Genomic DNA, 25,001 nt, shown 5'->3' with positions numbered 1-25,001 from the left:
AAACCGCTTTTGCCTGAAAAACACAAACCCCCCGACAGAGCCCGACGAGCGGCCGGGAGACCGGAAACATGCGCGTTTCGGACATAGGGAACCTGGGCAACCACGTCCGGCCGTGAAGCGCAGCCGAATAGTCCCGGGCGATCCCCGACGATCACAGATGCAGAAGCATCCGGCTGTTGCCCAAGGTGTTCGGTTTCACTCGTTCGAGACCCAGGAACTCTGCCACGCCCTCGTCATAGGAACGCAACAGCTCGGCGTAGACATCGGTGTCGACCGGCGTCTCACCGATCTCCACGAAGCCGTGCTTCCCGAAGAACTCCACTTCGAAGGTCAGACAGAAAACTCGGCGAACGCCGAGCCAGCGTGCGGTCTGCAGCAACTTCTCCAGCAACTGGTGCCCGACACCGAGACCCCTGGCCCCGGACATCACCGCGAGAGTACGGACTTCCGCCAGGTCTTCCCACATCACGTGCAGAGCGCCGCAGCCCACGACCTGGCCGTTGTCGTCGCGTTCCGCCACCCAGAACTCCTGGATGTCCTCGTAAAGCGTGACCGTCGCTTTGTCGAGCAGGATGCCGCGCCGGACGTAGGCGTCGAGCAGGCTGCGCACCGCCGGGACATCGCTCGTCCTGGCCCGTCGGACGGTGATGGCTTTTGCGGTGACTTCGGGGCTCTCTGCTGGCATGAGCGGACGCTATCGCCCGGTACCGCCCTCGGCCGAGGCGGGGTTCTTCTCCGCACGCATCTCCGCGCGCTTCTCCCCCGGGTTCCCCTCGGCCTTCTCGCCGCCGCTCCCGCCCGGGCGATCGGGGGGGGTGGCGGATTCGGGGGATTCGGGGGGCGCGGCATCCTCGGCGGCCACCGTTTCGGCACTTCCGGGCTCCTGGACACTCGCCGGGCCCTGCACGATGCGTACGGCGTCCTGCAGTGCCTGCCGCTGTTCGTCGCTCATCATGCCGAAGAAGGCGACAAGTGCGGCGGCCGGGTTGTCGCTCTGCGACCAGGCGTCGTTCATCAGCGCAGCCGCGTAGGCGGCACGGGTGGAGACCGCCTCATATCGATAGGCCCGGCCTTCCGCCTCTCGGCGGACCCAGCCCTTCTGATGGAGATTGTCCAAAACGGTCATCACCGTGGTGTACGCGATGGACCGTTCCTGCTGAAGGTCTTCCAGGACTTCTCGAACGGTCACCGGGCGGTTCCACTTCCACACCCGCGTCATGACCGCGTCTTCGAGTTCTCCCAATGGGCGAGGCACTCTCAGCACAATAGTGGGAGAAGTCGCCAATGGCCCGGCGGACGGGCACTTACACGGCGAACGACAACAAAAAGGGCGTACGACTCGAAAAGCGAACGAGTCGTACGCCGGGTGGCGCGGGAGGGCGCCGGGAGCGCCGGGGCGGCGCGGGCCTGCTCCGGATCAGGCCTCGGCGTCACGGACGGCCTGATGGGCGCCCTCGGCACGGGCCAGGGCCGCGTCGACCGCCGCGTCCTCCTTGGCCTTGTTGGCGCCACCCTGGGTCTTCACGATCACCCTGATGAGCCCGATGAAGAAGACGGCCATGACGACCGGGGGCACGAGCGCGGAGACGTAGTCCATGCGTCCAGGGTATCCAGGGCCTGTCCGATGGATCCCGGTCGGGTGGGCGTTACCGGATTCGCGCAGGTACGGCGCACCTCACGCAGGCGGTGTCCGACAATTCGCGCCGGATCAGCGCGCGGCCTCCGGTGCAGGGGACACCTCCCGGCGGCGGCTGGGGGAACATCGCAAGGCGGAGGACCTCCCGCGTACTGGGCGTACTCGGGTGGTCCGACAACGCGGCGAGGAACCGTGCCGGGCGTCGCGCGCCCGGCGGGAATTGCCGGACACCGCCTAGCCGACGGCGAGTTGCCGCTGCGCGTGCGGCGGGCCGGGCTTGCGCTTCGGCGGGAAGACCTCGCCGGGGGTGGGGATGGGACGCGACGGGCGGGGGGTTCCCGGCTCGGGACGAGGAGCGGGCTTCTCCGGCCTCTCGGCCGGCTTGTCGGGCTTGCGGGACGGCTTCTCGGCCGGCTCCTCCGAGGCCGCGAGACCGCCCGGGAGCGCGGTGAGACGAGCCCGCGAGGAGGGGATCGCAGCCTTGCGGGGGGTGAGGCAGGCGCGTACGTCGCGTTCGGCGAGGGCGCGGCAGTGGTCGAGGAGGGCGACGGCAGTGGAAGTGCCGCGCAGGGCGCGCAGCGCGGCGAGGTCGTCCGGGACCGGACGGTAGCCGGCGCGGAGGGCTTCCGCCAGGAGGGTGAGGTAGCCGGTGGCGGCGCCGGGGAGGGCGGCGCGGTAGCGGATGAGGTCGGCCAGCAGGAAGGCCCTCAGACGGGCGCCCTCGCGCACCGCCTCGTCCAGGGACTCGGCGAGGCGGAGGCAGTCCTGGACGTCCTCGGCGGAAGCGGTGCGGGGGTGAAGGGCGAGGGCGAGGGCGCGGCGGAGCACGCGCAGCTCCTCCGCGCCGAACGCCAGGCCGCCGTGGGATCCATATGGCGTGGGCATGCGGTGACGCTACCGCTAATCGGACAAAATAGGCATAACGGGCATGTCGTGTCGCTTCCGGGTTCCCTCAGGTGGGGGCGGCGTGAGCCTCTTCGCCGTGGTGTGTGGTGCGTGTGGGCGACCGCGGGGCTCTCGTGGCTGGTCGCGCCCGCGCGGTGGAGCCCTGCGTGTCACGGCCCCGCGCCCCTCGGGGGCGCGGGCCCTTCTCACGTGCGTGACACGTTCCGTTCGTAGACCAGGCGCAGGCCGATCAGGGTCAGCCACGGTTCGTGTTCGTCGATCACCGTGGCCTCGCCCAGGACCATCGGGGCCAGGCCGCCCGTCGCGATGACCGTGACGTCGTCCGGGTCGTCGGCCAGCTCGCGGGCCATGCGGTTGACCACGCCGTCGACCTGCCCGGCGAAGCCGTACACGATGCCCGCCTGCATCGCCTCGACCGTGTTCTTGCCGATCACCGCGCGCGGACGGGCCAGTTCGATCTTGCGGAGCTGGGCGCCGCGGACACCGAGGGCCTCCACCGAGATCTCGATGCCGGGGGCGATGACACCTCCCGCGTACTCTCCGCGCGCCGAGACCGCGTCGAACGTCGTCGCGGTGCCGAAGTCCACCACGATCGCGGGACCGCCATAGAGCTCGACCGCCGCCACCGCGTTGATGATGCGGTCGGCGCCGACCTCCTTGGGGTTGTCCATCAGGATCGGGACACCCGTCTTGATGCCGGGCTCCACGAGGACCGCGGGGACGTCGCCGTAGTAGCGGCGGGTGACCTCGCGCAGTTCGTGCAGGACGGAGGGCACCGTCGAGCAGATCGCGATGCCGTCGATCCCGTCGCCCAGTTCCTCCCCGAGGAGCGGGTGCATGCCCATCAGGCCCTGGAGGAGCACCGCCAGCTCGTCCGCCGTGCGGCGGGCTTCCGTGGAGATGCGCCAGTGTTCGACGATGTCCTCGCCGTCGAACAGGCCCAGGACGGTATGCGTGTTGCCTACGTCGATGGTCAGCAGCATGGTCCTACCTACTCCGCCGCTCGCAGGTCCAGGCCGATGTCCAGGATCGGCGAGGAGTGCGTCAGCGCGCCGACCGCCAGGAAGTCGACGCCCGTGTCCGCGTACGCCTTCGCGTTCTCCAGGGTCAGCCGGCCCGATGCCTCCAGCAGGGCCCGGCCCGCAGCGATCGCCACCGCCTCCTCGCACTCGCCCGGCGTGAAGTTGTCCAGGAGGATCAGGTCCGCGCCCGCGTCCACGACCTCGCGCAGCTGGTGCAGGGTGTCGACCTCGACCTCGATCGCCACGTCCGGGAACATCCCGCGGACCGCCTCGAAGGCCTCCCTCACGCCACCGGCCGCCACGACGTGGTTGTCCTTCACCAGCGCCGCGTCCGACAGGGACATGCGGTGGTTCACACCGCCGCCGCAGCGGACCGCGAACTTCTCCAGGGCACGCAGGCCCGGCGTCGTCTTGCGGGTGTCCCGCACGCGCGCCTTGGTGCCCTCCAGGACGTCCGCCCACGCGCGCGTGGCCGTCGCGATGCCCGACAGACGGCACAGGATGTTCAGCGCGCTGCGCTCGGCGGTGAGCAGGTCACGGGTTCGGGTGGTCACGGTCAGGAGCTTCTGCCCGGCCTCCACCCGGTCGCCGTCGTCCACATGGCGCTCGACTTCGAACTCGTCCGTGCAGACCACCGAGATGACCGCCTCGGCGACCCTGAGGCCCGCCACCACGCCCGGCTCGCGCGCGGTGAAGTCGCCCGTCGCGACCGCGTCCTCGGGGATCGTCGCGACCGTCGTCACGTCAGGACCGTGGTCCAGGTCCTCCTGGATGGCGACGTTGGCGATGTCCTCGACCTCGACCGGGTCGAGTCCTGCGTCTGCCAGGAGCTGGGCGAGCGCGGGATCGAGCCCGCACTCGATGTGGTCGCCGTATTCGCCGTATGCACCGTACTCGTCGCCGGTGCCGTCGGCGCCGCAGGCACAGCCGTCGCCGCAGCCGCCGTTCGGGACGAGGGGAAGGTCGGGGGTGGTCACTTCTGTCACTGCTCCTGAGGACGGGCGATGGCGGTCTCCCCGGCCCGGCCGGAACCGGGAGCCTGGGAGAAGGTCGGGGGGAAGTCTGAGGTGTCGGTGGCTCGCAGGGCCAGCGTCCGGTCCGGGTTCAGCCGTACGACGATGTGGCGGCGCCAGGCGGTGTCGTCCCGCCCGGCGTGGTCCTCGCGCCAGTGGCAGCCGCGGGTCTCCTGACGCAGGAGGGCGGCGGCCACCAGGACCCGGGCCACGCACAGGAGGTTGGTGGCCTCCCAGGTGTCGACGCCGGGCTCGGAGGTCTTGCCGTTCTCGTCCAGGGCGTCGCGCGCGTCACTGTGCAGCCGCTGGAGACGGTCGGCGGCACCCTGCAACGACGCCGCGGACCTCAGCACCCCGGCGCCGTCCGTCATGATCCGCTGGATCGCGAACCGGTCCTCCGGGGCGAGCAGCGGGTGCGCGGGCTTGTCGGGATACGGGACGGGTTCGGGCACGCGCGCGTGGAGGTCGTCGCCCGTCCGCTCCCGCGCGATGTCGGCGGCGATGCGCTCGGCGTAGACCAGACCCTCCAGGAGGGAGTTGGAGGCGAGCCGGTTGGCGCCGTGGACGCCCGTGCAGGCGACCTCGCCGCACGCGTAGAGGCCCGGCACGGTCGTCCGGCCGTGGGAGTCGGTGCGGACGCCGCCTGAGGCGTAGTGGGCGGCCGGGGCTACCGGGATGGGCTCGGTGACCGGATCGATGCCGTGGGCGCGGCAGGCGGCCAGGATCGTCGGGAAGCGGTGCTCCCACATGTCCGCGCCGAAGTGGCGGGCGTCGAGGAACATGTGCTCGGCGTCCTGCTCCTGCATACGGCGCAGGATGCCCTTGGCGACGATGTCCCGGGGCGCCAGTTCGGCCAGCTCGTGCTGCCCGACCATGAAACGCACCCCGTCCGCGTCCACGAGATGGGCACCCTCGCCGCGTACCGCCTCGGAGACCAGCGGCTGCTGGCCCTCCGCGTCCGGGCCGAGGAACAGCACGGTCGGGTGGAACTGCACGAACTCCAGGTCGCTGATCTCGGCGCCGGCGCGCAGGGCGAGCGCCACGCCGTCACCGGTGGACACCGACGGATTGGTGGTCGCGGAGAAGACCTGGCCCATGCCGCCGGTCGCCAGGACCACGGCGGGGGCGTGCACGGCGCCCACACCGTCGTGCTGGCCCTCGCCCATGACGTGCAGGGTCACGCCCGCGGTGCGGCCCTCGGCATCCGTGAGCAGATCCAGGACCAGCGCGTTCTCGATCGTGCGCAGCCCGCGCGCGCGTACGGCGTCGACGAGCGCCCGGGAGATCTCGGCCCCCGTCGCGTCGCCCCCGGCGTGCGCGATACGGCGGCGGTGGTGGCCGCCCTCGCGGGTGAGCTCGATGCCGCCCTCGTCGTCGGTGTCGAAGTGCGCGCCGGTGGAGATGAGCCGGCGTACGGCGTCGGGACCCTCGGTGACCAGGATGCGCACGGCCTCCTCGTCGCACAGGCCGACCCCGGCCACCAGCGTGTCCTGAAGGTGCTGGTCGGGGGTGTCGCCCTCGCCCAGGGCCGCCGCGATGCCGCCCTGCGCCCAGCGCGTGGAGCCGTCGTCGAGGCGGGCCTTGGTGACGACGACCGTCGTCAGGCCGGCGGCCTCGCAGCGAAGCGCAGCGGTGAGGCCGGCCACCCCGGAGCCGACGACCACCACGTCCGCGGAGAGGGACCAGCCCGGTGCGGGCGCGTGCAGTCGTATGCCGGTGCTGGTCACGAGGCGGCTCCGGGAGGGTCGGCGGGCTCGGGGGCTCCGAAGGACAGCGGGATGTTGTCGATCAGCCGGGTCGTGCCGACCCGGGCGGCGACGGCGAGGACCGCCTCGCCGGTGAAGGCGCCGGAGATCTCGCTGAAGTCCGACGGATCGACCAGCGCCAGGTAGTCCAGGACCAGCGGTGGGTCCAGGTGGGCGGCCTCGTCGAGGACGAGGCGGGCGGCGGCGCGTACGGCGGCGGGGCCGCCGGGTGCGGCCTTCGCCATCGCGTGCGCGTCGGCGGCGGCGCGCGACTCCCCCAGGGCGCTCAGGGCCTCGGCACGCGCGTGTGTGGAGGGCACTTCGCGGGCACGCGCGCGCAGCGCCTCCTGGGCGGCGTGCCGGTCGCGGCCCGCGAACAGGGCCCGGGAGAGCGCGAGCGCGGTGTACCGCTCCTGGGGCGACAGGTAGCGGTTGCGGCTGGAGAGGGCGAGCCCGTCGTCCTCGCGCACGGTGGGCACGCCGACGATCTTCACGCCGAAGTTCAGATCGCGCACCATCCGTCGGATCAGGGCGAGCTGCTGGGCGTCCTTCTGCCCGAACAGGGCCACGTCGGGGCGGGTGAGGTGCAGCAGCTTGGCGACGACGGTGAGCATGCCGTCGAAGTGGCCGGGGCGACAGGCACCTTCGAGGCGCTCGCCCATGGGGCCCGCCGAGATCCGCACCTGGGGCTCGCCACCGGGGTAGACCTCGTCCACGGAAGGTGCGAACACGACGTCCGCCCCGGCCTGTTCGGCGATCTTCAGGTCGGCGTCCAGGGTGCGCGGATAGCGGTCGAGGTCCTCGCCCTTGCCGAACTGGAGCGGGTTCACGAAGACGGTGACGACGACCTCGCCGTCGGGGCCGGCGACGTGGCGGGCGGCGCGGATCAGGGTGGCGTGGCCCTCGTGCAGCGCGCCCATGGTCATCACGACGGCGCGGCGGCCGTGCTGCACGCGCGCGTGCAGTTCGTCGGCGGTGCGCAGCAGGGTGGTGGTCATCGGGCGTTCCCCTCGGTCCCGTTGGTCCCGTTGGCGAGTACCCCCAGCAGGTCCTCGGCCAGCTCAGGCTTGAGCAGTCCGTGAGCCAGGGCCCGGTCGGCGGTCGCCCGGGCCATCGCCAGATAGCCGGCGACCGTCTGGGGGGCGTGCTTGCGCAGCTCGGTGACGTGCGCGGCGACCGTGCCCGCGTCGCCGCGCGCCACGGGGCCGGTCAGGGCCGCGTCACCGGAGCGCAGGGCGTTGTCGAGGGCGGCGCCGAGGAGCGGGCCGAGCATGCGGTCCGGGGCCTCGACGCCCGCCGCGCGCAGCAGTTCCATGGCCTCGGCGACCAGGGTGACCAGGTGGTTGGCGCCGAGTGCGAGGGCCGCGTGGTACAGCGGGCGCATCTCCTCGGCGATCCACTCGGGCTCCCCGCCCATCTCGATCACCAGGGCCTCGGCGGCCATCCGCAGTTCCTCGGGCGCGGTGACCCCGAAGGAGCATCCGGCCAGGCGCTGGACGTCCACCGGAGTGCCGGTGAAGGTCATCGCGGGGTGCAGAGCCAGCGGCAGCGCTCCGGCGCGCAGCGCGGGGTCGAGCACCTTGGCGCCGTACCGCCCGGAGGTGTGCACGAGCAGCTGTCCCGGCCGTACGGCCCCGGTGTCGGCTAGGCCTTCGACGAGACCCGGCAGGGTGTCGTCCGGGACGGTCAGGAGGACCAGGTCCGCGCGCTGCAGGACCTCGGCGGGCGGGACGACCGGCACATCGGGGAGCATCAGCGCCGCGCGTCGTCGCGAGGCGTCGGAGACCGCGGAGACGGCCGCCGGGCGGTGCCCGGCGAGCTGCAGCGACGCGGCGAGCGCGGGCCCCACCCGGCCGGCGCCGACCACGCCCACGGCGAGCCGCGCTGGGCGGTCCTTGGGATCTGGCTGTTGGAATGTACTCACTCGACGGCGGCCTTCCCGTTCCAGTCCGCTCTGGGTACCGGACGATTTCTCGTCATGTTAACGCGATTGGCTCCCGGGCCCGGCCGGTTGTCCACAGGCTGTGGGTTTCCGCAGTTCACGGGGCAGGGAAAAGGAGGTGCCCGCCGAGGCGGGAGCGCGGCATCATCCGCAGGACGGGTGACAGGACGTAGGGGACGGCGGACGGCGGACGACGGACGGCCGGGCGGCCGGTGGATGGGGACATGACGGGAACGGCTGGACGGGACGAGGAGCACGCGGCGGAGTCGGCCGACGAGGTGCGGCGTCTGCGGCGGGAGCGCCGGATCGCCGCCTACCGGCGCGCGGACCGCGTCCTGGCGCGCCCGGGCTTCCTGGGGACGCTCCGGGAGCGCCTGGCGCTGCTCGACGGCGCGGGGGATCTGTACGACCTGGACGAGAGCGTGGACATCTACGGGACGGGGGTCGTCGAGGCGCTGGAGGAGAAGGTCGCCGGGCTGCTCGGCAAGGAGGCCGCCGCATTCTTCCCGACGGGGACGATGGCCCAGCAGGTGGCGCTTCGGTGCTGGGCGGGCCGTACCGGGAACACGACGGTGGCCCTGCATGCGCTGGCCCACCCCGAAGTGCATGAGCGGAAGGCGTTCAGTGAGGTCAGCGGGTTGCGCCCGGTGCGCGTGACGGGCGAGCCCCGGCTGCCGACCGCCGCGGAGGTGCGCGACTTCGAGGAACCCTTCGGGGCTCTCATGCTCGAACTGCCCCTCAGGGACGCCGGTTTCGTCCTGCCCTCCTTCGATGAACTGACCGAGGTCGTGGACGCCGCGCGCGAGCGGGACGCGGTGGTGCACTTCGACGGCGCACGCCTGTGGGAGACCACGGTCCACTTCGGCCGTCCGCTGGAGGAGATCGCGGGCCTCGCGGACAGCGTCTACGTGTCGTTCTACAAGTCCCTCGACGGGTACGGCGGGGCAGCCCTCGCGGGGCCGAGGACACTCGTCGAGGAGGCGAGGACCTGGCGGCACCGCTACGGCGGGCTGGTCTTCCAGCAGTTCCCGACGGCGCTGTCGGCCCTCGCCGGGCTGGAGCGGGAGCTGCCCCGGCTGCCGGGGTACGTGCACCACGCGCGCGTGGTCGCCGCCGCGCTGCGCGAGGGGTTCGCGGCCGCCGGGGTGCCCTGGGCGCGTGTGCACCCCGGGCAGCCGCACACCCATGAGTTCCAGGTCTGGCTGCCGTACGACGCCGACGTCCTCGCGGAGGCCGCGGTCCGGCAGGCCGAGGAGACCGGAACCCTCCTGTTCGCCAACGCCTGGGACCGCGGCGGCCCGGACCTGGCCTTCACCGAGGTGTACGTACTGGCCGACGGCCTGGCGTGGACGGCGGACGACGTGGCGGCGGCGGTGACCGACTTCGCGGGGCGGCTGCCGGAGGCCGGTGGGCGGGGCTAGGGGCGGAGCCACCGGGGCGGGGAGGCGGAGGGCGTCGCAGGCCGTGCGTCGCCCCGATTGGCAGCCGTCGTCAATCGTCGGCGGCGTTGTCGGTGGCGGGATGCACCATGAAATCATGAGCGTCGACATCGACATCAGCGGACTGCGGCGGGAGAGGATCACCGCCGTCATCTCCCCGCTGGCCGAACTCGGTATGGCCCTGCACGCGCTGTCCGAGCCCGGTCACCACCCGGGGCTGCAGGGCTGGGTGACCACCGTGACCGCAGGCCTCGACTCGCACCTCGCCGACCGCATGTGCGAGGCAGACTTCCTGTGGCGCAGTACGTTTTCGGACATCTTCCAGCCTTACGCGGGCATACCGGGCCGGGACACCCTCCCCGGTGCCACGCTCGCCGAGGAGCTGGACCTGCTGGACAAGCTCAGCGACGAGCAGTTCGTGGACGCGGCACTGGAGTTCACCTGCGCGCTGCCGTACAGCAGGCCGGGCCCCGCCGCGCTCGCCGACGCCGACGCCCGGGCACGCGCCCTGGAGCTGGCCGCCGCGCGCGGGCCGCAGCAACTGCTCTTCAGCGAGCGGCTGCTGGCCGACCCGACGCGCACCCGGGCCTGGCTGCGGCAGTTCCTGGAGGACTGCGACGCGGCGTTCTTCGCCGACACCTGGTCCCGGCTGCGCCACCAACTCGCTGCGGACGCCCGCCACAAGACGGACCTCCTGCGACGCAAGGGCCTGGCCGAGGCGCTGGCGTCGGTGTCGTCCGCGGTGACGCTCGACGAGGCGGCCGACCGGATCGTCGTGGACAAGCTCGGCGACGGCCGTACCGCCACGGCGGACGGAGGACTGCTGCTCGTCCCGACCAGCCTGGGCCGGCCGCATCTGATGGTGCTCCACCGCCACGGCTGGCAGCCGGTGCTGCACTACCCCATCAGCTCGCCGGCGCTCGCGGCGCCACCGTCCCTGGAGCGGCTGACCCTGCGGATGGCCGCCCTGTCCCACCCGGTGCGCATGCACATGTGCCGCAGCCTGGCCCGCAGCGCGTTCACCACGGGCGAGCTGGCCCAGATCCACGGCATGACGGCGCCCGAGATATCCCGGCACCTGAGCGCCTTGAAGAAGGCGGGACTGCTCACCACGCGCCGCCGCGGCCGCTACGTACTGCACCAGCTGGACGTGACCGCCGTGGCCCGGCTGGGCAGCGACTTCCTGGAGGGCATTCTCAGATAGCCGTCGGCCCAAGACAGCCGTCGGCCCGAAGAGGCCGTGGGCCCGAAGAGGCCGTGGGCCCGAAGACAGCCGTCCGCCGAAGCCGTCAGTCGAAGCGGACGTACCTCAGCGAGACCTTCGTCTGTCGCAGCCGTGTCCGCAGGGCGCCCTCCCGGTTGGCCCTGAGCGTCAGCCCGGCGAGCACCGCGATCCGGTCCGCCGTCTTGGGCACCGTCGAGTGGTCCGTCCACAGGTGCTCGGCGAACTCCGGCTCGCTGAGCCGCTCCAGACAGTGATCGAGCTGCTCGACGGCCCAGCTCTCCCTGCGCAGAGGGGCGCCCTTCCCGGCGACGCACTGGAGGAGATGCCCGAAGCCGCGCTCCCGCAGCCGTCTCAGGACGGTCTCGCGTTCGGCAAGAAGCGTGAAGTGGCGTACGTCGTGCCCGAGTTCACGCAGTCGGCCCACCGTCTGAGCGAAATAGTCCGGCTCGGTGACCGTCATGGGGGCGATGACCACGCCGTCGTGCTTGCTCAGCGCGAGGTCCAGGACCTCGACCACGCCCTGCCGCCAGGACGCCAGATCCTGGAAGTCTCCGCGCAGTTCGGGCGGCAGCATACGGCGCAGCCCGAAGCCGGCGTGTTCCGGATCGCAGACGACACTGCCGGGCAGGCGGCGCTGGATCTCATGTGCGGTCTGTGTCTTGCCGCCCCCGAAAGGGCCGTTGATCCACAGGAGCATGCGCAGACCCTAGTGGGCGCAGGTTGCACGGGGGCCAGATGTGACTCAACCGTGCCCGCCCGCCCGTACGAGACCCGTCTCGTACGCGAGGACGACCACCTGCACCCGGTCCCTGAGCCCCAGCTTCGTCAGAATGCGGCCGACATGGGTCTTCACCGTCGCCTCGGACAGCACCAGCCGAGCCGCGATCTCGCCGTTGGACAGGCCTTGCGCGACCAGCACCATGACCTCGCGCTCACGGTCGGTGAGCCGCTCCAGCTCCTTGTGCCGGGGCTCCGTGGTGCCGCCCGGCAGCATCGGCGCGAAACGGTCGAGCAGACGGCGGGTGGTGGAGGGCGCGACCACGGCGTCGCCGCTGTGCACGGAGCGGATGGCCGTCAGCAGTTCACCGGGCGGCACGTCCTTGAGCATGAAGCCGGAGGCTCCCGCCTTGAGCCCGGAGAAGGCGTACTCGTCCAGGTCGAAGGTGGTAAGGATCAGCACCTTCGGGGGTTTGGGGTCCGAGCAGATGCGGCGGGTGGTCTCCACGCCGTCCAGCTTCGGCATGCGGACGTCCATGAGCACCACGTCGACCTCGGTGGAGCGCAGCACCTGAAGGGCCTCCACGCCGTCACCCGCCTCCGCGACGACCTCCATGTCCGGCTGGGCGGCGAGCACCATCCGGAACCCGGTGCGCAGCAGCACCTGGTCGTCGACGAGCATCACACGGATCGGCATGGCGGGGATCCTCCGGTCGGTCTTCGGGTCGGTGGGCTGGGCCGTGGGGCGGTCGGGCGGGCGAGCGTGCACGTGTCAGTGGGCCGGTTTCAGCGGCAGCAGGGCGCTGATGCGGAAGCCTCCACCCGGGCGGGGGCCGGCGTCCAGGGTGCCGCCGACCATGCCGACCCGCTCGCGCATGCCGATCAGTCCGTGGCCCCGTCCGTCGGCGCCGCCCTCCTCGTACAGCTCGTGCGGGGCACCCTTGCCGTCGTCCTCCACGAGCAGTCCGAGGCCGTCGTCGAAGTACACCAGGCGCACGCTCGCGCCCGCGTTGGGCCCCCCGTGCTTACGGGTGTTGGTGAGCGCCTCCTGGACGATGCGATACGCCGTCAGCTCCACCCCGCTGGGCAGCGGGCGCGGGGTGCCCTCCACCTTGAAGTCGACTGGCAGGCCCGCGCTGCGGCACTGTTCGACGAGCTCGTCGATCTGCTCGACGTCGGGCTGCGGGACGTACTCGCCGGCCTCCTTGTGCTCGCCGGTGCGCAGCACGCCCAGCAGGCGGCGCATCTCGGCGAGGGCCTGGCGGCCGGTACCGGAGATCGTCTCCAGGGCCTTCTTCGCCTGCTCGGGGGCGGCGTCCAGGACATAGGCAGCGCCGTCCGCCTGCACCACCATCACCGACACGTTGTGGGCGACCACGTCGTGCAGCTCGCGGGCGATGCGCGCGCGCTCGGCGGCGACCGCGACCTTGGCCTGCGCCTCGCGCTCCTTCTCCAGCCGGGCAGCCCTCTCCTCCAGCTGGGCGAGATAGGCGCGGCGGGTGCGGAAGGAGTCGCCGAGGACCCAGGCGAGGGTGAAGGGCACGGTCTGGAAGACGGCGATCGCGACCGTACTCAGGGCGCTCGAGTGGTGGTCCGCCCAGCGCGTCTGTGACAAGGTGCCGGCGCACAGGCCGCCTATCAGGCCCACTCGGGACGCCCAGCGGGCGCCGTCCGCGGCGACCGTGTAGATGATCACCAGCATGGCGAAGTCGGCGACCATCGGCTGCTGGTCGAGCACCAGCTGCGCCAGTCCCGTCGCGACCGCCACGAGAAGCATCGTCTCGGGCATACGACGGCGCAGGGCGACGACCACCGACAGGACAGCGGAGATCGCGACCCCCGCGGGGAGCGAGCCGTGGTAGTTCCGCGCCCCGCTGAGGTTCGTCACACTCGCGCAGGAGAGCCCGAACAGGACGACGGCCCAGAAGCTGTCGACCCACGTGGGGTGCCTGCGGAGGAAGTCATAGAGGCGCTGCACGTAACCCAGAGTAGGGACACCTGTTGCGTGCCGGGGTCAACCGGAGGGCCGATCCGGGACGGACACGCGTACTCCGCAAGGTGGATGCCCCCGTGATCCCGCACGGTGAGGGGCGTCTTCGGGAGCCACGCGGGGGCGAGGCGCGCTCCGGCGCACACCACTGGTTGCCCCCATCCACTCCCCGCCGCCCCCCGCGCCCACCTGCACCTTGCCCACCGCCCTAGCCTGACCCCGTGGCACACGAGGCGAGTGGTGAGTGGCGGGGATGGCGGGCGGCGGCCGAGGAGGCCCTCTACGGGAAGCGCGGGTTCTACCGGCGGGCCGAAGGGCCCGCCGGGCACTTCCGTACGTCCGTGCACGCCTCGCCACTCTTCGCCGTCGCCGTGGCCCGGCTGCTGTGCCGGGTCGACGAGGCACTGGGGCGGCCCGCCGAGCTGGCCTTCGTGGACATGGCGGCCGGCCGGGGCGAACTGGTCGCCCGTGTCCTGGGGGCGCTGCCCCCCGATGTCGCCGCCCGGGTACAGGCCTACGCCGTCGAGATCACCGGCCGCCCCGAGGGCCTCGACCCCGGGATCGAGTGGCTCGGCGAGCCCCCGAAGCGGATCACCGGGCTGCTGTTCGCGAACGAGTGGCTGGACAACGTGCCGGTCGAGGTCGCGGAGGCCGGCCCCGACGGCGTACCCAGGCGGGTCCTCGTACGGCAGGACGGCAGCGAGCGCCTCGGGGAGCCGGTCACGGGCGCGGAGGCACATTGGCTGGAGCGCTGGTGGCCGCTGTCCGGTGAAGGGGCGCGTGCGGAGATCGGACTCCCCAGGGACACCGCCTGGGCCGACGCCGTCGCCACCGTCGGCCGCGGCCTCGCCGTCGCCGTCGACTACGGGCACCGCGCGGACGCCCGGCCGCCCTTCGGCTCGCTCACTGGATTCCGGTCGGGCCGGGAGACCGCCCCGGTGCCGGACGGCTCCTGCGACATCACTGCGCATGTGGCGCTCGATGCGTGCGCCCTGCCAGGGGCGCGCCTGCTCACCCAGCGCACGGCGTTGCGCGCGCTGGGTATCACCGGCGCACGCCCCCCGCTGTCACTCGCGTCCACCAACCCCACGGCCTACGTACACGCCCTCGCGCACGCCGGAGCCGCCGCCGAACTCACCGCGCCCGGCGGCCTCGGTGACTTCGGCTGGCTGCTCCAGCCCGTAGGCATCGCGGACGCCCGCCTCGGGGACGCACTGGGCGACCTATTTGTCGATGTCGCCGACCACGAAGAACATTGATCCCAGGATCGCCACCATGTCCGCGACCAGCGTCCCCGGCAGCAGCTCGGTCAGCACCTGGATGTTGTTGTACGAGGCCGAGCGCAGCTTCAGCCGGTACGGCGTCTTGTCGCCCTTGCTGACCAGGTAGTAGCCGTTGATGCCGAGCGGGTTCTCGGTCCAGGCGTATGTGTGGCCCTCGGGCGCCTTGAGCACCTTGGGCAGACGCTGGTTGACCGGCCCGGGCGGCAGCTCGGCCAGCCGGTCCAGGCACGCGTCGGCCAGATCGAGCGCGTTGTGCGTCTGCTCCAGGAGGCACTCGAAGCGGGCCAGGCAGTCGCCCTCCTGACGAGTGACGACCCGAAGCGTGTCCTGGAGCTCCCCGTAGGCCAGATACGGCTCGTCCCGGCGCAGGTCGAAGTCCACCCCGGAGGCGCGCGCGACCGGTCCGCTCACGCCGTACGCATGCACGGCCTCCGCCGTGAGGACGCCCACGCCCCGGGTGCGCCCCCGGAAGATCTCGTTCCCCAGCACCAGGTCGTCGAAGCGGTCCATGCGGGAACGCACCCCGGAGACCGCGTGACGCGCGCGCGAGGTCCAGCCCGCGGGCAGGTCCTCCTTGAGGCCGCCCACGCGGTTGAACATGTAGTGCATGCGCCCGCCGGAGATCTCCTCCATGACGTTCTGAAGTTCCTCGCGCTCCTGGAAGGCGTAGAAGACCGGCGTGATGCCGCCGAGTTCAAGCGGATAGGAGCCGAGGAACATCAGATGGTTCAGGACCCGGTTCAGCTCCGCGAGGAGTGTGCGCATCCACACCGCGCGCTCGGGGACCTCCATGCCGAGCATCCGCTCGACGGCGAGGACCACACCCAGCTCGTTCGAGAACGCGGAGAGCCAGTCGTGGCGGTTGGCGAGCATGATGATCTGGCGGTAGTCGCGCGCCTCGAACAGCTTCTCCGCGCCCCGGTGCATATAACCGATGACCGGCTGGGCGCCCTTGATCCGCTCGCCGTCCAGCACGAGCCGCAGCCGGAGCACTCCGTGCGTGGACGGGTGCTGGGGCCCGATGTTGAGCACCATGTCGGTGCTCTCCGCGGCGCCGCCGATTCCGACCATGGTCTCCGTCGTAGGAGTCATGGACCCAGTCTCCCCCACGTACGCTTGCGGCGTGGAAACGGGGACTGTGCACGGCGGCGCTGGGACCGTATGGACCGGACTGCCGCCGGGGCTGCTGCGGATGCGCCGATTGTTGCTGGTGGTGTGGCTGGGGCTGCTGGCCCTCGGCACGGGACTGCTCCTCGGTCTGCTCGCCGGACCCGCCTGGGCGCTCTTCGCGCTGCTGCCGCTGGCCTCGATGCTGTGGGGATGGGTGCTGCTGGGCCGCAACTGGCGTTCCTGGCGTTACACCGAGCGGGCCGACGACCTCCTGATCAGCCGGGGCGTGCTGTGGCGCGAGGAGACCGTGGTGCCGTACGGGCGCATGCAGCTCGTCGAGGTCACCTCCGGTCCCGTCGCGCGGCACTTCGGGCTGGCGAGCGTGCAACTGCACACCGCCGCAGCCGCGACCGACGCCACCATCCCGGGCCTCGACCCGGCTGAGGCGGAACGGCTGCGGGATCGGCTGACCGAGCTGGGCGAGGCCCGATCGGCGGGGCTGTGAGCGCGCCCGAAGCGGAAGGCGGCATACCGGAGGGGCAGGAGGTCGCCGAGCGGCGGCTGCACCCCGTGACCCCGCTGCGCCGCGCCTGGGCGCCGGTCGCCCTGATCGCCGGCTGGGCGGCGCACGACCCCGACCAGGCCCAGGAGCAGCTGACCCGGCTCACCACGGTCACCCTCCTGGCGGGCCTCGCCGTACTGCTCCCGGCCGCCGCCCTGTACGGCTTTCTGAGCTGGTGGTTCACGCACTACGCGGTGACCGAGACCGAACTGCGCATCCGCACGGGCCTGTTCTTCCGCCGCACGGCCCATATCCGTCTGGACCGGCTCCAGGCCGTCGACATCAACCGGCCGCTGCTGGCCCGGGTCGCGGGTGTCGCCAAGCTCAGACTCGACGCCATAGGAACGGACAAGAAGGACGAACTCGCCTATCTGAGCGAGGACGAGGCCCGCGCGCTGCGCGCCGAACTGCTCGCCCGTGCGGCCGGTTTCGCGCCCCGGACGGCACGGGAGGTCGGCGAGGCTCCGGTGCGGCAACTGCTGCACGTGCCGCCGGGGATGCTGGCCGTCTCCCTTCTCCTGATCGGGTCCACCTGGGGTTCGCTGCTCTCCGCGCTCGCCGTGCCGACGCTGCTGTGGTTCGGCACGCACAGCGTGTGGTCGGTGCTCGCGACCGGGCTGCCGCTGGCCGGCGGGGCGGCCACGAGGACCGCGGGCCGGTTCGTCCGCGCGTACGACTGGACGGTGGGCGAGTCGCCGGACGGGCTCCGCATCGACCACGGGCTGCTCGACCGCGCGCACGAGACGGTGCCGCCGGGGCGCGTGCAGACCCTGCGGATCGTGGAGCCGCTGCTGTGGCGGCGGCGCGGCTGGGTGCGGGTGGAACTGGACGTGGCGGGCTCGTCCAATCCGGTGCTGGTCCCGGTCGCTCCGCGCGCGGCCGCGGAACTGGTGATCGCGCGGGTGCTGCCCGGGGTGACCGTGCCCACGTCCCTGTCCCGGCCGCCGCGCCGGGCGGGCTGGTGCCTGCCGCTGTGGTGGCGCGGCCACGGCCTCGCCGTCACCGACTCGGTCTTCGCCGCCGGGCGCGGCCTGCTGCGCCGCCGCCTGGCCCTCGTACCGCATGCGAAGGTCCAGAGCGTACGGCTGACCCAGGGCCCGTGGGAGCGGTTCAGGAAGGTCGCCGACGTGAACGTGGACACCGGCGCGAACCGGACGGTGCGGGCGCGCCTGCGGGACGCCGAGGAGGCGGCGGCGCTGCTGATGGCCCAGGCGGACCGTTCGCGCACCGGGCGACGGGACGCCCTGCCGGACCGGTGGATGGTCCCGTGACCGAGGGGCCGAACGGCGTGAGGGGCGGCGGCACACCAGGTGCCGCCGCCCCTCACCCGTGTCGACCGGCCTCAGGAAGCCGCGGTACGCAGCCCCTGGACGTCGATCTGCTCGGTCTCGTCATGGGCCGTCAGGTCGATGATCTGACCGGCGCCCTGCGCCTCGGGGTCCGCGGGCTTGAAGCCGGACTCGGACTCCGCCTTGTGCACCGCGAGTGCCTCCTGGCCCACGACGTCGGCGAGGTCCTCGTTCTGCACGGACTCGAGGTCCTGGCGTGACTTCTGCGTGCCGAAGAAGTCGAAACCGCCCTCGGCGGTCGGGCGCCGCCGGGGAGCCGCCGGTACGACGGCCACCGCGGTCGGCACGGTGAAGTGCCCGGTGGCGTGCGCCGGCTTGGCGGGAGCCTGCGGGGGCTGCTGCTCGGTCGGGGCGGCCGCGTCCTCGCGCTCGGCGGCCACCGCGGACTTCCCCTCCGCCTCGCCCTCCTCACCGGCGCCGGTGCGGGCATCGGTGGCGGGTGCCTCGGGCTCGGCGGAGTGCCGCTTCCCGCCGCCGTTGCCCGGGCCGCCCTTCGTGGGCGGCGTCCTCGGGGTCGGGACGGTTGTCGTGGACGTCCTACGGACCTCGCCCTGCGCGGTGGTGTCAGGCCTCTTCGGGGCGGAGTCCTGTTCCGCGGACGCGGTCGTCCCCGCGGCGCCCTCGCCCTCGTCCTCGCCCTCGTCGGGGGTGGCACCGGTCGCCCGCGTCGCATCCTCGGTGGAAGAGGTCGCGTACGTCGCGCCGCCGTCCTCCGTGGACGCGGCCGTGCCGGCCGTGTCGCCGGCCTCCGTGGAGGCGGTGGCCTCCGTGGAGGCGGTCGCCTCCACGGCGTCGTTCTCCCGTGCGGAGGCGGTCTTCCCGGTGGGGTCGCCGTCCGTCGTACCGTCCTCGTCGTCGGCGAGCCGTGCCAGCGCCGAACCGGCCCGCCGGAAGAGCGCTGAGCCCTCCGGGGAGAACACTCCGTAATCCGACGCCTCGGAGGCGGCATCCCGCTCCGGCGCGCCGGCCGAAGCGGTCACGCCCTCGGGTTCCCGTACGTCCGTACCGGCAGCCTCGTCCAGGGCGGCGTCCGGGGTCTCCTGCGCGGGGGCAGTCCGCGGCGCTGCCGCCGGAAGCGCACGCGTGGGCACCGCCGCCTCTATCTCCAGCAGACGGCGGCCCTCCAGGGCGCTCGCACGTTCCGTCTCCGCCGTGGCGTACCGCCGCAGCAGGGCCGCGTGCTCGTTGCGCAGCTTCGCCAGCTCCGCGCGCTTGACGCGCAGCCGCTGCTCCAGCTTGGTGCGCAGCTCGCGCGACTCCTCCAGGTCGGTCTCCAGTTCGGCGACCCGCTCCTCGTGACGCCACTCGTCGCTCGCCCGCGCGCGCGTGAGGTCGGCGACGCGTTTACCCGCGGCCGCGTCCCAGCGACGCATGACGACCGCGCCCACGACCGTCGTCACCGCGGCACCCGCGGCCAGCCCACGGAGCACCATCGGCTCCGTGAACAACCAGGGTCCCACGGCGCAGACGACCGAGACGCCGGCGATCACCAAAGGAGGCAGCAGCCTGTGCAAGGGCGGGGAATGGCGGTGACGTCCACGTGGCATGGCCAGAAACTTACCGCGCGTAGGCGAATGATGGTGCCCCGCGCGGTAAAAACACGGCCATTGCCGGAGCCTTCGCGCAGCCCCACGGGCCACGTAAACGGAACAGCCGCCTCGCAAATCCGGCACATTCCCTATCGTCCACGGATACGCCGTGGCCGCCCGAAGGCGTCGGCGGGCGCCCCCGAAGGCCCTCTCCAGCCCTCCGCAGGAGCCTCGTGAAGACGTCGCCGCCCCCATTCAAGATCACATCCTGCCCGGCCGCAGCGGGATCTCCGGACCCGGCTCCTCCGACCCGAAAGGTCTTGACGTCGCGCCACCCGGCGAATTCCCGGTCCCCCCGGCGACAACGCCGAGGGGGCCGGCCCCTTGCCGGAGCCGGCCCCCTTCGGATTGCGCGGAATTACTGGCGGTTGCCGCCGCATATTCGCCGCTCGGCGATCACCGAGGCGTCGGTCAGCGCTCTTGGAGCCGTCCGCTCAGCCACTGCAGCGCTGCCGGGATCTCCCGGGACCACGTGTTGAAGTTGTGGCCGCCGCTCGCGAGGATGATCGACGAGATCCGGGTCTTCTTGTTGGCCTGCACCAGCTGAATGAACTTGAGCGTGTTGTTGTAGTCCTTCTCGCCCGACTTGCTGCTGGTGACGAGCAGTGAGGTGTCCGGGGCCGGCATGTTCTTGGCGAACCACATCAGGTCGGCGCGGCTCTGCAGAGTCTTGTTCTTGTGGAAGAGGTCGCCCGTGGTCGGGTCGAGCGGCGCCTTGTAGTACGGCGACAGGCCCACCCCGGCGAAATAGGCGTTCGGACGGTGCATCGCCAGCTTCAGCGCGCAGTAACCGCCCGTGGAGTCACCGATGATGCCCCAGCCGGTGGGAATCGGGCCCACCCGGTAGTGGGACCGGACCGCGTCGGGGATGTCCTTCGCGAAGAACGTCTCCGTCTGCGGGCCGCCCGGGATGTCCACGCACTCCGTGTCGCGCGGCGGCGCCACGGTCGGCCGCAGCATCACCAGGATCATCGGCTGCATTTTCCCGGACTTCGCCAGTTCGTGCGCCGTCTGCGGATAGTGCAGCCCCTTGATGAGCGCCGAGGCCGTACCCGGATAGCCGGTGAGGACGACGGTCACCGGGAACGTCCTCGCCTTGTACTGAGGCTGGAAGTACTCAGGCGGCAGATACACAAAGGCAGATGACGAAATATGTGTCTTCTGCCCGAATATGCCTACCTTCTGAATCTGGCCGCCGATCGTCGGCTGCGCACCACCCGGCACGTTCACGGTCTGAGTGTCCATCACCTGGAGGGGGCCACCACTCGCCCCGCCGACGCCGTGGTCGACGACCAGAGCCTGTCCGTTCTCCTGCCCGAACAGGTCCGCCCAGCTGGCGTAGAACCCGAAGGCCTGGTTGGCCGCGAGACCGATCGACGCGAAGATCGCCACCTGAGTGGCGAACAGCAGACCGATCCGTCCGCCGACGGCCCGCCAGTTGCGCCGGGCGAAACGTGGCCAGTACCACACCGTGCCGAAGAACAGCAGCACGGCGAACACGACCGCGAGTGCCAGCACTTTGTTGCTCGTGAGACCCATGGGCTCTTTCCTGCCTGCGCTTTCCATCCATGGGCGGCCCCGCACCAACGAGCGGGCTTGCCCCGGACTTTCCTTCGCCTTTGAACCGGCTTTGCGTTGGGGAGTGAACCTCCCTCCCCCAGACACCGTCCTAGAGGGCGCAATGTCGCCGGATGCCCCGATCGGCACCGGGCTCAAGGTCTCTCGCAGAACTACGGGATGCGATGTCTGTCAGGATAGATGGGGAAAAGTCGGGTGAGGTTCCGGAGCGATCAGATGTGGTGCGGCGCATACTCCGCGGCCCACGCCCGGAGGCCGTTCCCGCCCTGATCTCCAGGGCCTGCACACTCGTGGGCGTCCTGGACGTCGCCGCGGGCGTCTTCCCGCGCTTCCGGCACAGCCGTATGCACCGCATGGCCGAGGTGCTGCCCGGATCGCTCGGTCCGTTCGCCGCGGCCCTGTCCCTGAGCGTGGGCATCCTTCTGCTGCTCCTCGCGCACGGGCTGCGGCGCCGCAAGCGGCGGGCCTGGCGCGCCGCCGTACTGCTGCTCCCGGCGGGTGCCGTCGGTGAGTACGTCTACCGGCACTCCGTCGTGGGCGTCCTCATCTCGGTGGCGCTGCTGGTGCCGCTGCTGCGGCACCGGACCGAGTTCGCGGCCCTGCCCGACCCGCGCAGCCGCTGGCGTGCGCTCGCAAACTTCGTGCTCATGGGTGCCGGGTCGCTGGGCCTCGGTCTGGTCATCGTCAGCGTCCACACGAACCGGATGGTCGGCGACCCGAGCGTGTCCGACCGGATCGCACACGTGCTGTACGGCTTCTTCGGCTTCGAGGGCCCGGTCGACTACACCGGGAACACCTCCTGGACGGTGGGCTTCTCGCTGGGCGCGCTCGGCCTGCTGACCGCGGTCACGACGATCTACCTGGCCTTCCGTCCGGAGCACCCGGCCGCCCGGCTCACCGAGGAGGACGAGGCACAGCTGCGCGCCCTGCTGGAGAAGCACGGCGCCCGTGACTCCCTTGGCCACTTCGCGCTCCGCCGCGACAAGGCGGTGGTCTTCTCGCCGAGCGGCAAGGCGGCGGTGACGTACCGCGTCGTGTCGGGCGTGATGCTGGCCAGCGGCGACCCTATCGGCGACGTGGAGGCCTGGCCCGGCGCCATCGAGCGCTTCATGGACGAGGCGAAGGCCCACTCCTGGACCCCCGCGGTCGTGGGCTGCTCGGAGACGGGCGGCGAGGTGTGGACCCGCGAGACCGGTCTGGACGCCCTCGAACTGGGCGACGAGGCGGTGGTGGACGTCGCGGATTTCTCCCTCTCCGGGCGCGCGATGCGCAACGTGCGCCAGATGGTGAAACGCATCGAGCGCGCGGGGTACGAAACCCGGGTACGGCGCATCCGCGACCTCAGCGAGGGCGAACTGGAGCGCATACGGCGGGCCGCCGAGGACTGGCGCGGTACGGACACCGAGCGCGGCTTCTCCATGGCTCTGGGCCGCGTCGGCGACCCGGCCGACGGTGACTGCCTGATCGCCACGGCCCACAAGCCGGACGACGAAACCGGCCCGTACGGCGACCTCAAGGCCGTTCTGCACTTCGTGCCGTGGGGCACGGACGGGGCCTCCCTGGACCTGATGCGCCGCGACCGCTCGGCGGACCCGGGCATGAACGAACTGCTGATCGTTGCCTCGCTCCAGGCCGCCCCGGATCTGGGCATCAAGCGGGTCTCGCTGAACTTCGCGATGTTCCGCTCGGCGCTGGCGCGCGGCGAGAAGATCGGCGCGGGGCCGGTGCTCCGGGCGTGGCGAGGGCTTCTGGTCTTTCTCTCCCGGTGGTTCCAGATCGAGTCCCTGTACAAGTTCAACGCAAAGTTCCAGCCGCGCTGGGAGCCGCGCTTCATGGTCTATGCCTCCTCCCGCGACCTCCCGCGCATCGGCCTGGCGGTCATGCAGGCGGAGGGCTTCGTGAACCTGGCGATGCCCCGCGTCCTGCGCCGCACGACGCGGGCCGCGCGGCCGTGCGCCCACGGCGTCGCCGAACGCGGCGTCGGCGCCGCGAGCCGGGCCTGACCCCGGCGCCCCAAGACCGGGCCTGAGCGAGCCCCGCCCCACCCCGCGGTCCTCGCTCAGGCCCCACCCTGGCCCCCGCGAGGAAGCCAAGGTGCGGGTTTCCCCGGGGCCCGTGGGATCCGGTCCCTGCGGCCCCCTGGAGCCCCCGCAGAGGCCTCCCGCCGCACCCCCCGGCCCATCCGGCCATGCCGCCCCACCCGGCCACACCCTCCGGCCGCCCCATCCTTCCTCCCCCGCATCGCGATGGCGCTGAGCCCACCCAGGAGCCGAACGTGGGGGCACCCGGGGCCTACGCTGAACGTATGAGCACGAAGACGGGGCGCGGCCACGTGGCAGGCCTTCCGACATGGGACCGCTGCGCGGTCATGGGGGTCGTCAACGTGACCCCCGACTCCTTCTCCGACGGCGGCCGATGGTTCGACACGACCGCCGCCGTCAAGCACGGCCTCGACCTGGTCACCGAGGGTGCCGACCTCGTCGACGTCGGCGGTGAGTCCACCCGCCCCGGCGCCACCCGCGTCGACGAGGCCGAGGAACTGAGGCGGGTCATTCCCGTCGTCCGCGGCCTCGCCTCCGAGGGCGTCACGATCTCCGTCGACACCATGCGAGCCTCCGTCGCCGAGCGGGCCCTCGCCGCCGGCGCCTCCCTCGTCAACGACGTCAGCGGCGGCCTCGCCGACCCCCGGATGATCCCCGTCGTCGCGGCCGCCGGCGCCCCCTTCGTGGTCATGCACTGGCGCGGCTTCCTGCAGGGCGGCAACGTCAAGGGCGCGTACGAGGACGTCGTCACCGAAGTCCTCGACGAACTGCACGCGCGCGTGGAGGCCGTTCTGGAGGGCGGCATCGCCCCCGAGCGGATCATCGTCGACCCCGGCCTCGGCTTCTCCAAGGAGGCCGAGCACGACCTCGCCCTGCTCGCCCACCTCGACCGCCTGCGCCGCCTGGGCCACCCCCTGCTGGTGGCGGCCTCCCGCAAACGGTTCCTGGGCCGGGTCCTGGCCGGTCCGGAGGGCGCCCCGCCCCCCGCGCGCGAGCGCGACGCCGCCACCGCCGCCGTCTCAGCACTCGTCGCCCACGCCGGCGCATGGGCGGTCCGTGTGCACGAGGTGCGCGCGACAGCGGATGCCGTGCGTGTCGCACGCGCCGTCGAGAAGGCGAGTGAGACGGGTCACACACCGGGCGCCGACTCCCCCGAAGGCACCCCCGCCACCGGCACGGGCCCCGGCACCGCAGCCCGCGAAGGAGCCCGGTGAGCACCGCCCACACCGATGTCGAACAGGTCGAACAGGCCAACACCGCCTTCTACGAGGCGATGGAGCGGGGCGACTTCGAGGAGCTGACCTCGCTCTGGCTGACGCCCTCCGACCTCGGCATGGACGAGGAGTACCACGACCCCGCCGACGCGGGTGTGATCTCCTGCGTCCATCCCGGCTGGCCCGTTCTCACCGGTCGCGGCGAGGTCCTGAGGTCGTACGCCCTGATCATGGCGAACACCGACTACATCCAGTTCTTCCTCACGGACGTCCATGTCTCCGTGACCGGCGACACGGCCCTGGTGACCTGCACCGAGAACATCCTCAGCGGGGGCCCGGCCCCCGAGGACAGCGACGAGCTGGGCCCCCTCGTCGGCCAGCTGGTCGTCGCCACGAACGTGTTCCGCCGCACCCCGGACGGCTGGAAGCTCTGGTCGCACCACGCCTCGCCGGTCCTGACCGAATCCGGCGACGAAGAGGACGACGACTCCCCTTCCTGAGGAACGAAGATCCCGCGTCCTGAGGGAGGAAGATCCCGCCTCCTGAGGGAGGAAGATTCCCCCTCCTGAGGGGGGTGGGCTTCGTCACCCGCTGGGTAGGCGGGCTCATAGTGGTTGGAATCACCTACTCCTGGGTACG

23 protein-coding genes are annotated in these 25,001 nt (G+C 71.9%); 8 read left to right on the top strand and 15 right to left on the bottom strand.

Features of this window, described 5'->3' with window-relative positions; all coding sequences use genetic code 11:
• Nucleotides 1-151: 151 nt before the first annotated feature.
• The 9 genes from AAW14_RS27705 to AAW14_RS27665 form a co-directional block, all read right to left on the bottom strand.
• Nucleotides 152-685, bottom strand: a complete 534-nt coding sequence (locus tag AAW14_RS27705) for an amino-acid N-acetyltransferase (protein ID WP_265566685.1) — start codon at nt 683-685, stop codon at nt 152-154.
• Nucleotides 686-694: 9 nt separating this feature from the next.
• Nucleotides 695-1,219: a BlaI/MecI/CopY family transcriptional regulator gene (locus AAW14_RS27700; protein ID WP_416223385.1), complete on the bottom strand. Its 525-nt coding sequence runs from the start codon at nt 1,217-1,219 to the stop codon at nt 695-697.
• A 198-nt stretch (nt 1,220-1,417) separates the two neighbouring features.
• Nucleotides 1,418-1,597, bottom strand: a complete 180-nt coding sequence (locus AAW14_RS27695; RefSeq protein ID WP_265566683.1) for a hypothetical protein — start codon at nt 1,595-1,597, stop codon at nt 1,418-1,420.
• A gap of 273 nt (nt 1,598-1,870) precedes the next feature.
• Nucleotides 1,871-2,521, bottom strand: a complete 651-nt coding sequence (locus AAW14_RS27690) for a hypothetical protein (RefSeq protein WP_265566682.1) — start codon at nt 2,519-2,521, stop codon at nt 1,871-1,873.
• Between the two features lie 206 nt (nt 2,522-2,727).
• Complete coding sequence (locus AAW14_RS27685) at nt 2,728-3,525, bottom strand: type III pantothenate kinase (RefSeq protein WP_265566681.1); 798 nt, start codon at nt 3,523-3,525, stop codon at nt 2,728-2,730.
• 8 nt (nt 3,526-3,533) lie between these two features.
• Nucleotides 3,534-4,541 (bottom strand): carboxylating nicotinate-nucleotide diphosphorylase, encoded by a 1,008-nt coding sequence (nadC, locus tag AAW14_RS27680; RefSeq protein ID WP_265566680.1) that lies wholly within the window; start codon nt 4,539-4,541, stop codon nt 3,534-3,536.
• A 5-nt stretch (nt 4,542-4,546) separates the two neighbouring features.
• Entirely contained in the window at nt 4,547-6,304 is a 1,758-nt protein-coding gene (locus AAW14_RS27675) for an L-aspartate oxidase (RefSeq protein WP_265566679.1), read from the bottom strand.
• On the bottom strand, nt 6,301-7,320 hold the full coding sequence (panC, locus tag AAW14_RS27670) for a pantoate--beta-alanine ligase (protein ID WP_265566678.1): 1,020 nt from the start codon (nt 7,318-7,320) through the stop codon (nt 6,301-6,303). The genes AAW14_RS27675 and panC overlap by 4 nt, the downstream gene beginning before the upstream one ends.
• A complete protein-coding gene (locus AAW14_RS27665; protein ID WP_265566677.1) occupies nt 7,317-8,246 on the bottom strand; it encodes a Rossmann-like and DUF2520 domain-containing protein in 930 nt (309 codons plus the stop codon). Before AAW14_RS27665 ends, panC begins: the two co-directional genes overlap by 4 nt.
• A 242-nt stretch (nt 8,247-8,488) precedes the next feature.
• On the opposite strand from AAW14_RS27665, the gene AAW14_RS27660 reads away from it, so the two are divergent.
• Complete coding sequence (locus AAW14_RS27660) at nt 8,489-9,685, top strand: threonine aldolase family protein (protein ID WP_265566676.1); 1,197 nt, start codon at nt 8,489-8,491, stop codon at nt 9,683-9,685.
• Between the two features lie 115 nt (nt 9,686-9,800).
• The gene (locus tag AAW14_RS27655) at nt 9,801-10,907 is read left to right on the top strand and encodes a DUF5937 family protein (RefSeq protein WP_265566675.1); all 1,107 of its coding nucleotides are present in this window, start codon (nt 9,801-9,803) and stop codon (nt 10,905-10,907) included.
• Between the two features lie 85 nt (nt 10,908-10,992).
• Here the strand turns inward: AAW14_RS27655 and AAW14_RS27650 are convergent, their stop codons facing one another.
• The 3 genes from AAW14_RS27650 to AAW14_RS27640 form a co-directional block, all read right to left on the bottom strand.
• Entirely contained in the window at nt 10,993-11,625 is a 633-nt protein-coding gene (locus tag AAW14_RS27650; protein WP_265566674.1) for an AAA family ATPase, read from the bottom strand.
• Between the two features lie 45 nt (nt 11,626-11,670).
• Complete coding sequence (locus tag AAW14_RS27645) at nt 11,671-12,342, bottom strand: response regulator transcription factor (protein WP_265566673.1); 672 nt, start codon at nt 12,340-12,342, stop codon at nt 11,671-11,673.
• 75 nt (nt 12,343-12,417) lie between these two features.
• On the bottom strand, nt 12,418-13,623 hold the full coding sequence (locus AAW14_RS27640; protein ID WP_265566672.1) for a sensor histidine kinase: 1,206 nt from the start codon (nt 13,621-13,623) through the stop codon (nt 12,418-12,420).
• A gap of 233 nt (nt 13,624-13,856) precedes the next feature.
• Between AAW14_RS27640 and AAW14_RS27635 the strand changes: the two genes are divergently transcribed.
• Nucleotides 13,857-14,894, top strand: coding sequence for an SAM-dependent methyltransferase (locus AAW14_RS27635; protein WP_265566671.1), 1,038 nt, complete (start codon nt 13,857-13,859; stop codon nt 14,892-14,894).
• Here the strand turns inward: AAW14_RS27635 and AAW14_RS27630 are convergent.
• A complete protein-coding gene (locus tag AAW14_RS27630; protein ID WP_265566670.1) occupies nt 14,859-16,010 on the bottom strand; it encodes an NADH-quinone oxidoreductase subunit D in 1,152 nt (383 codons plus the stop codon). The genes AAW14_RS27635 and AAW14_RS27630 overlap by 36 nt on opposite strands.
• Between AAW14_RS27630 and AAW14_RS27625 the strand changes: the two genes are divergently transcribed.
• Both AAW14_RS27625 and AAW14_RS27620 read left to right on the top strand, forming a co-directional pair.
• Nucleotides 16,009-16,533, top strand: coding sequence for a PH domain-containing protein (locus AAW14_RS27625; protein ID WP_416223384.1), 525 nt, complete (start codon nt 16,009-16,011; stop codon nt 16,531-16,533). The genes AAW14_RS27630 and AAW14_RS27625 overlap by 2 nt on opposite strands.
• The gene (locus AAW14_RS27620; RefSeq protein WP_265566669.1) at nt 16,530-17,861 is read left to right on the top strand and encodes a PH domain-containing protein; all 1,332 of its coding nucleotides are present in this window, start codon (nt 16,530-16,532) and stop codon (nt 17,859-17,861) included. The genes AAW14_RS27625 and AAW14_RS27620 overlap by 4 nt, the downstream gene beginning before the upstream one ends.
• Nucleotides 17,862-17,932: 71 nt before the next feature.
• Here AAW14_RS27620 and AAW14_RS27615 read toward each other — a convergent pair whose 3' ends face one another.
• Complete coding sequence (locus AAW14_RS27615; protein WP_265566668.1) at nt 17,933-19,372, bottom strand: hypothetical protein; 1,440 nt, start codon at nt 19,370-19,372, stop codon at nt 17,933-17,935.
• Between the two features lie 567 nt (nt 19,373-19,939).
• Nucleotides 19,940-21,067, bottom strand: coding sequence for an alpha/beta hydrolase (locus tag AAW14_RS27610; RefSeq protein ID WP_265566667.1), 1,128 nt, complete (start codon nt 21,065-21,067; stop codon nt 19,940-19,942).
• 203 nt (nt 21,068-21,270) lie between these two features.
• On the opposite strand from AAW14_RS27610, the gene AAW14_RS27605 reads away from it, so the two are divergent.
• From AAW14_RS27605 to AAW14_RS27595, 3 genes are all read left to right on the top strand, one after another.
• The gene (locus AAW14_RS27605) at nt 21,271-23,109 is read left to right on the top strand and encodes a phosphatidylglycerol lysyltransferase domain-containing protein (RefSeq protein WP_265566666.1); all 1,839 of its coding nucleotides are present in this window, start codon (nt 21,271-21,273) and stop codon (nt 23,107-23,109) included.
• 302 nt (nt 23,110-23,411) lie between these two features.
• Nucleotides 23,412-24,362, top strand: a complete 951-nt coding sequence (gene folP / locus AAW14_RS27600) for a dihydropteroate synthase (protein WP_265566665.1) — start codon at nt 23,412-23,414, stop codon at nt 24,360-24,362.
• On the top strand, nt 24,359-24,862 hold the full coding sequence (locus tag AAW14_RS27595; RefSeq protein ID WP_265566664.1) for a nuclear transport factor 2 family protein: 504 nt from the start codon (nt 24,359-24,361) through the stop codon (nt 24,860-24,862). Before folP ends, AAW14_RS27595 begins: the two co-directional genes overlap by 4 nt.
• The last annotated feature ends 139 nt before the right edge of the window (nt 24,863-25,001 follow it).

The sequence above is a fragment of the Streptomyces hygroscopicus genome (assembly GCF_026168105.1).
Lineage (GTDB): Bacteria > Actinomycetota > Actinomycetes > Streptomycetales > Streptomycetaceae > Streptomyces > Streptomyces hygroscopicus_D.
This window is presented reverse-complemented; position numbering and strand designations above follow the sequence as displayed.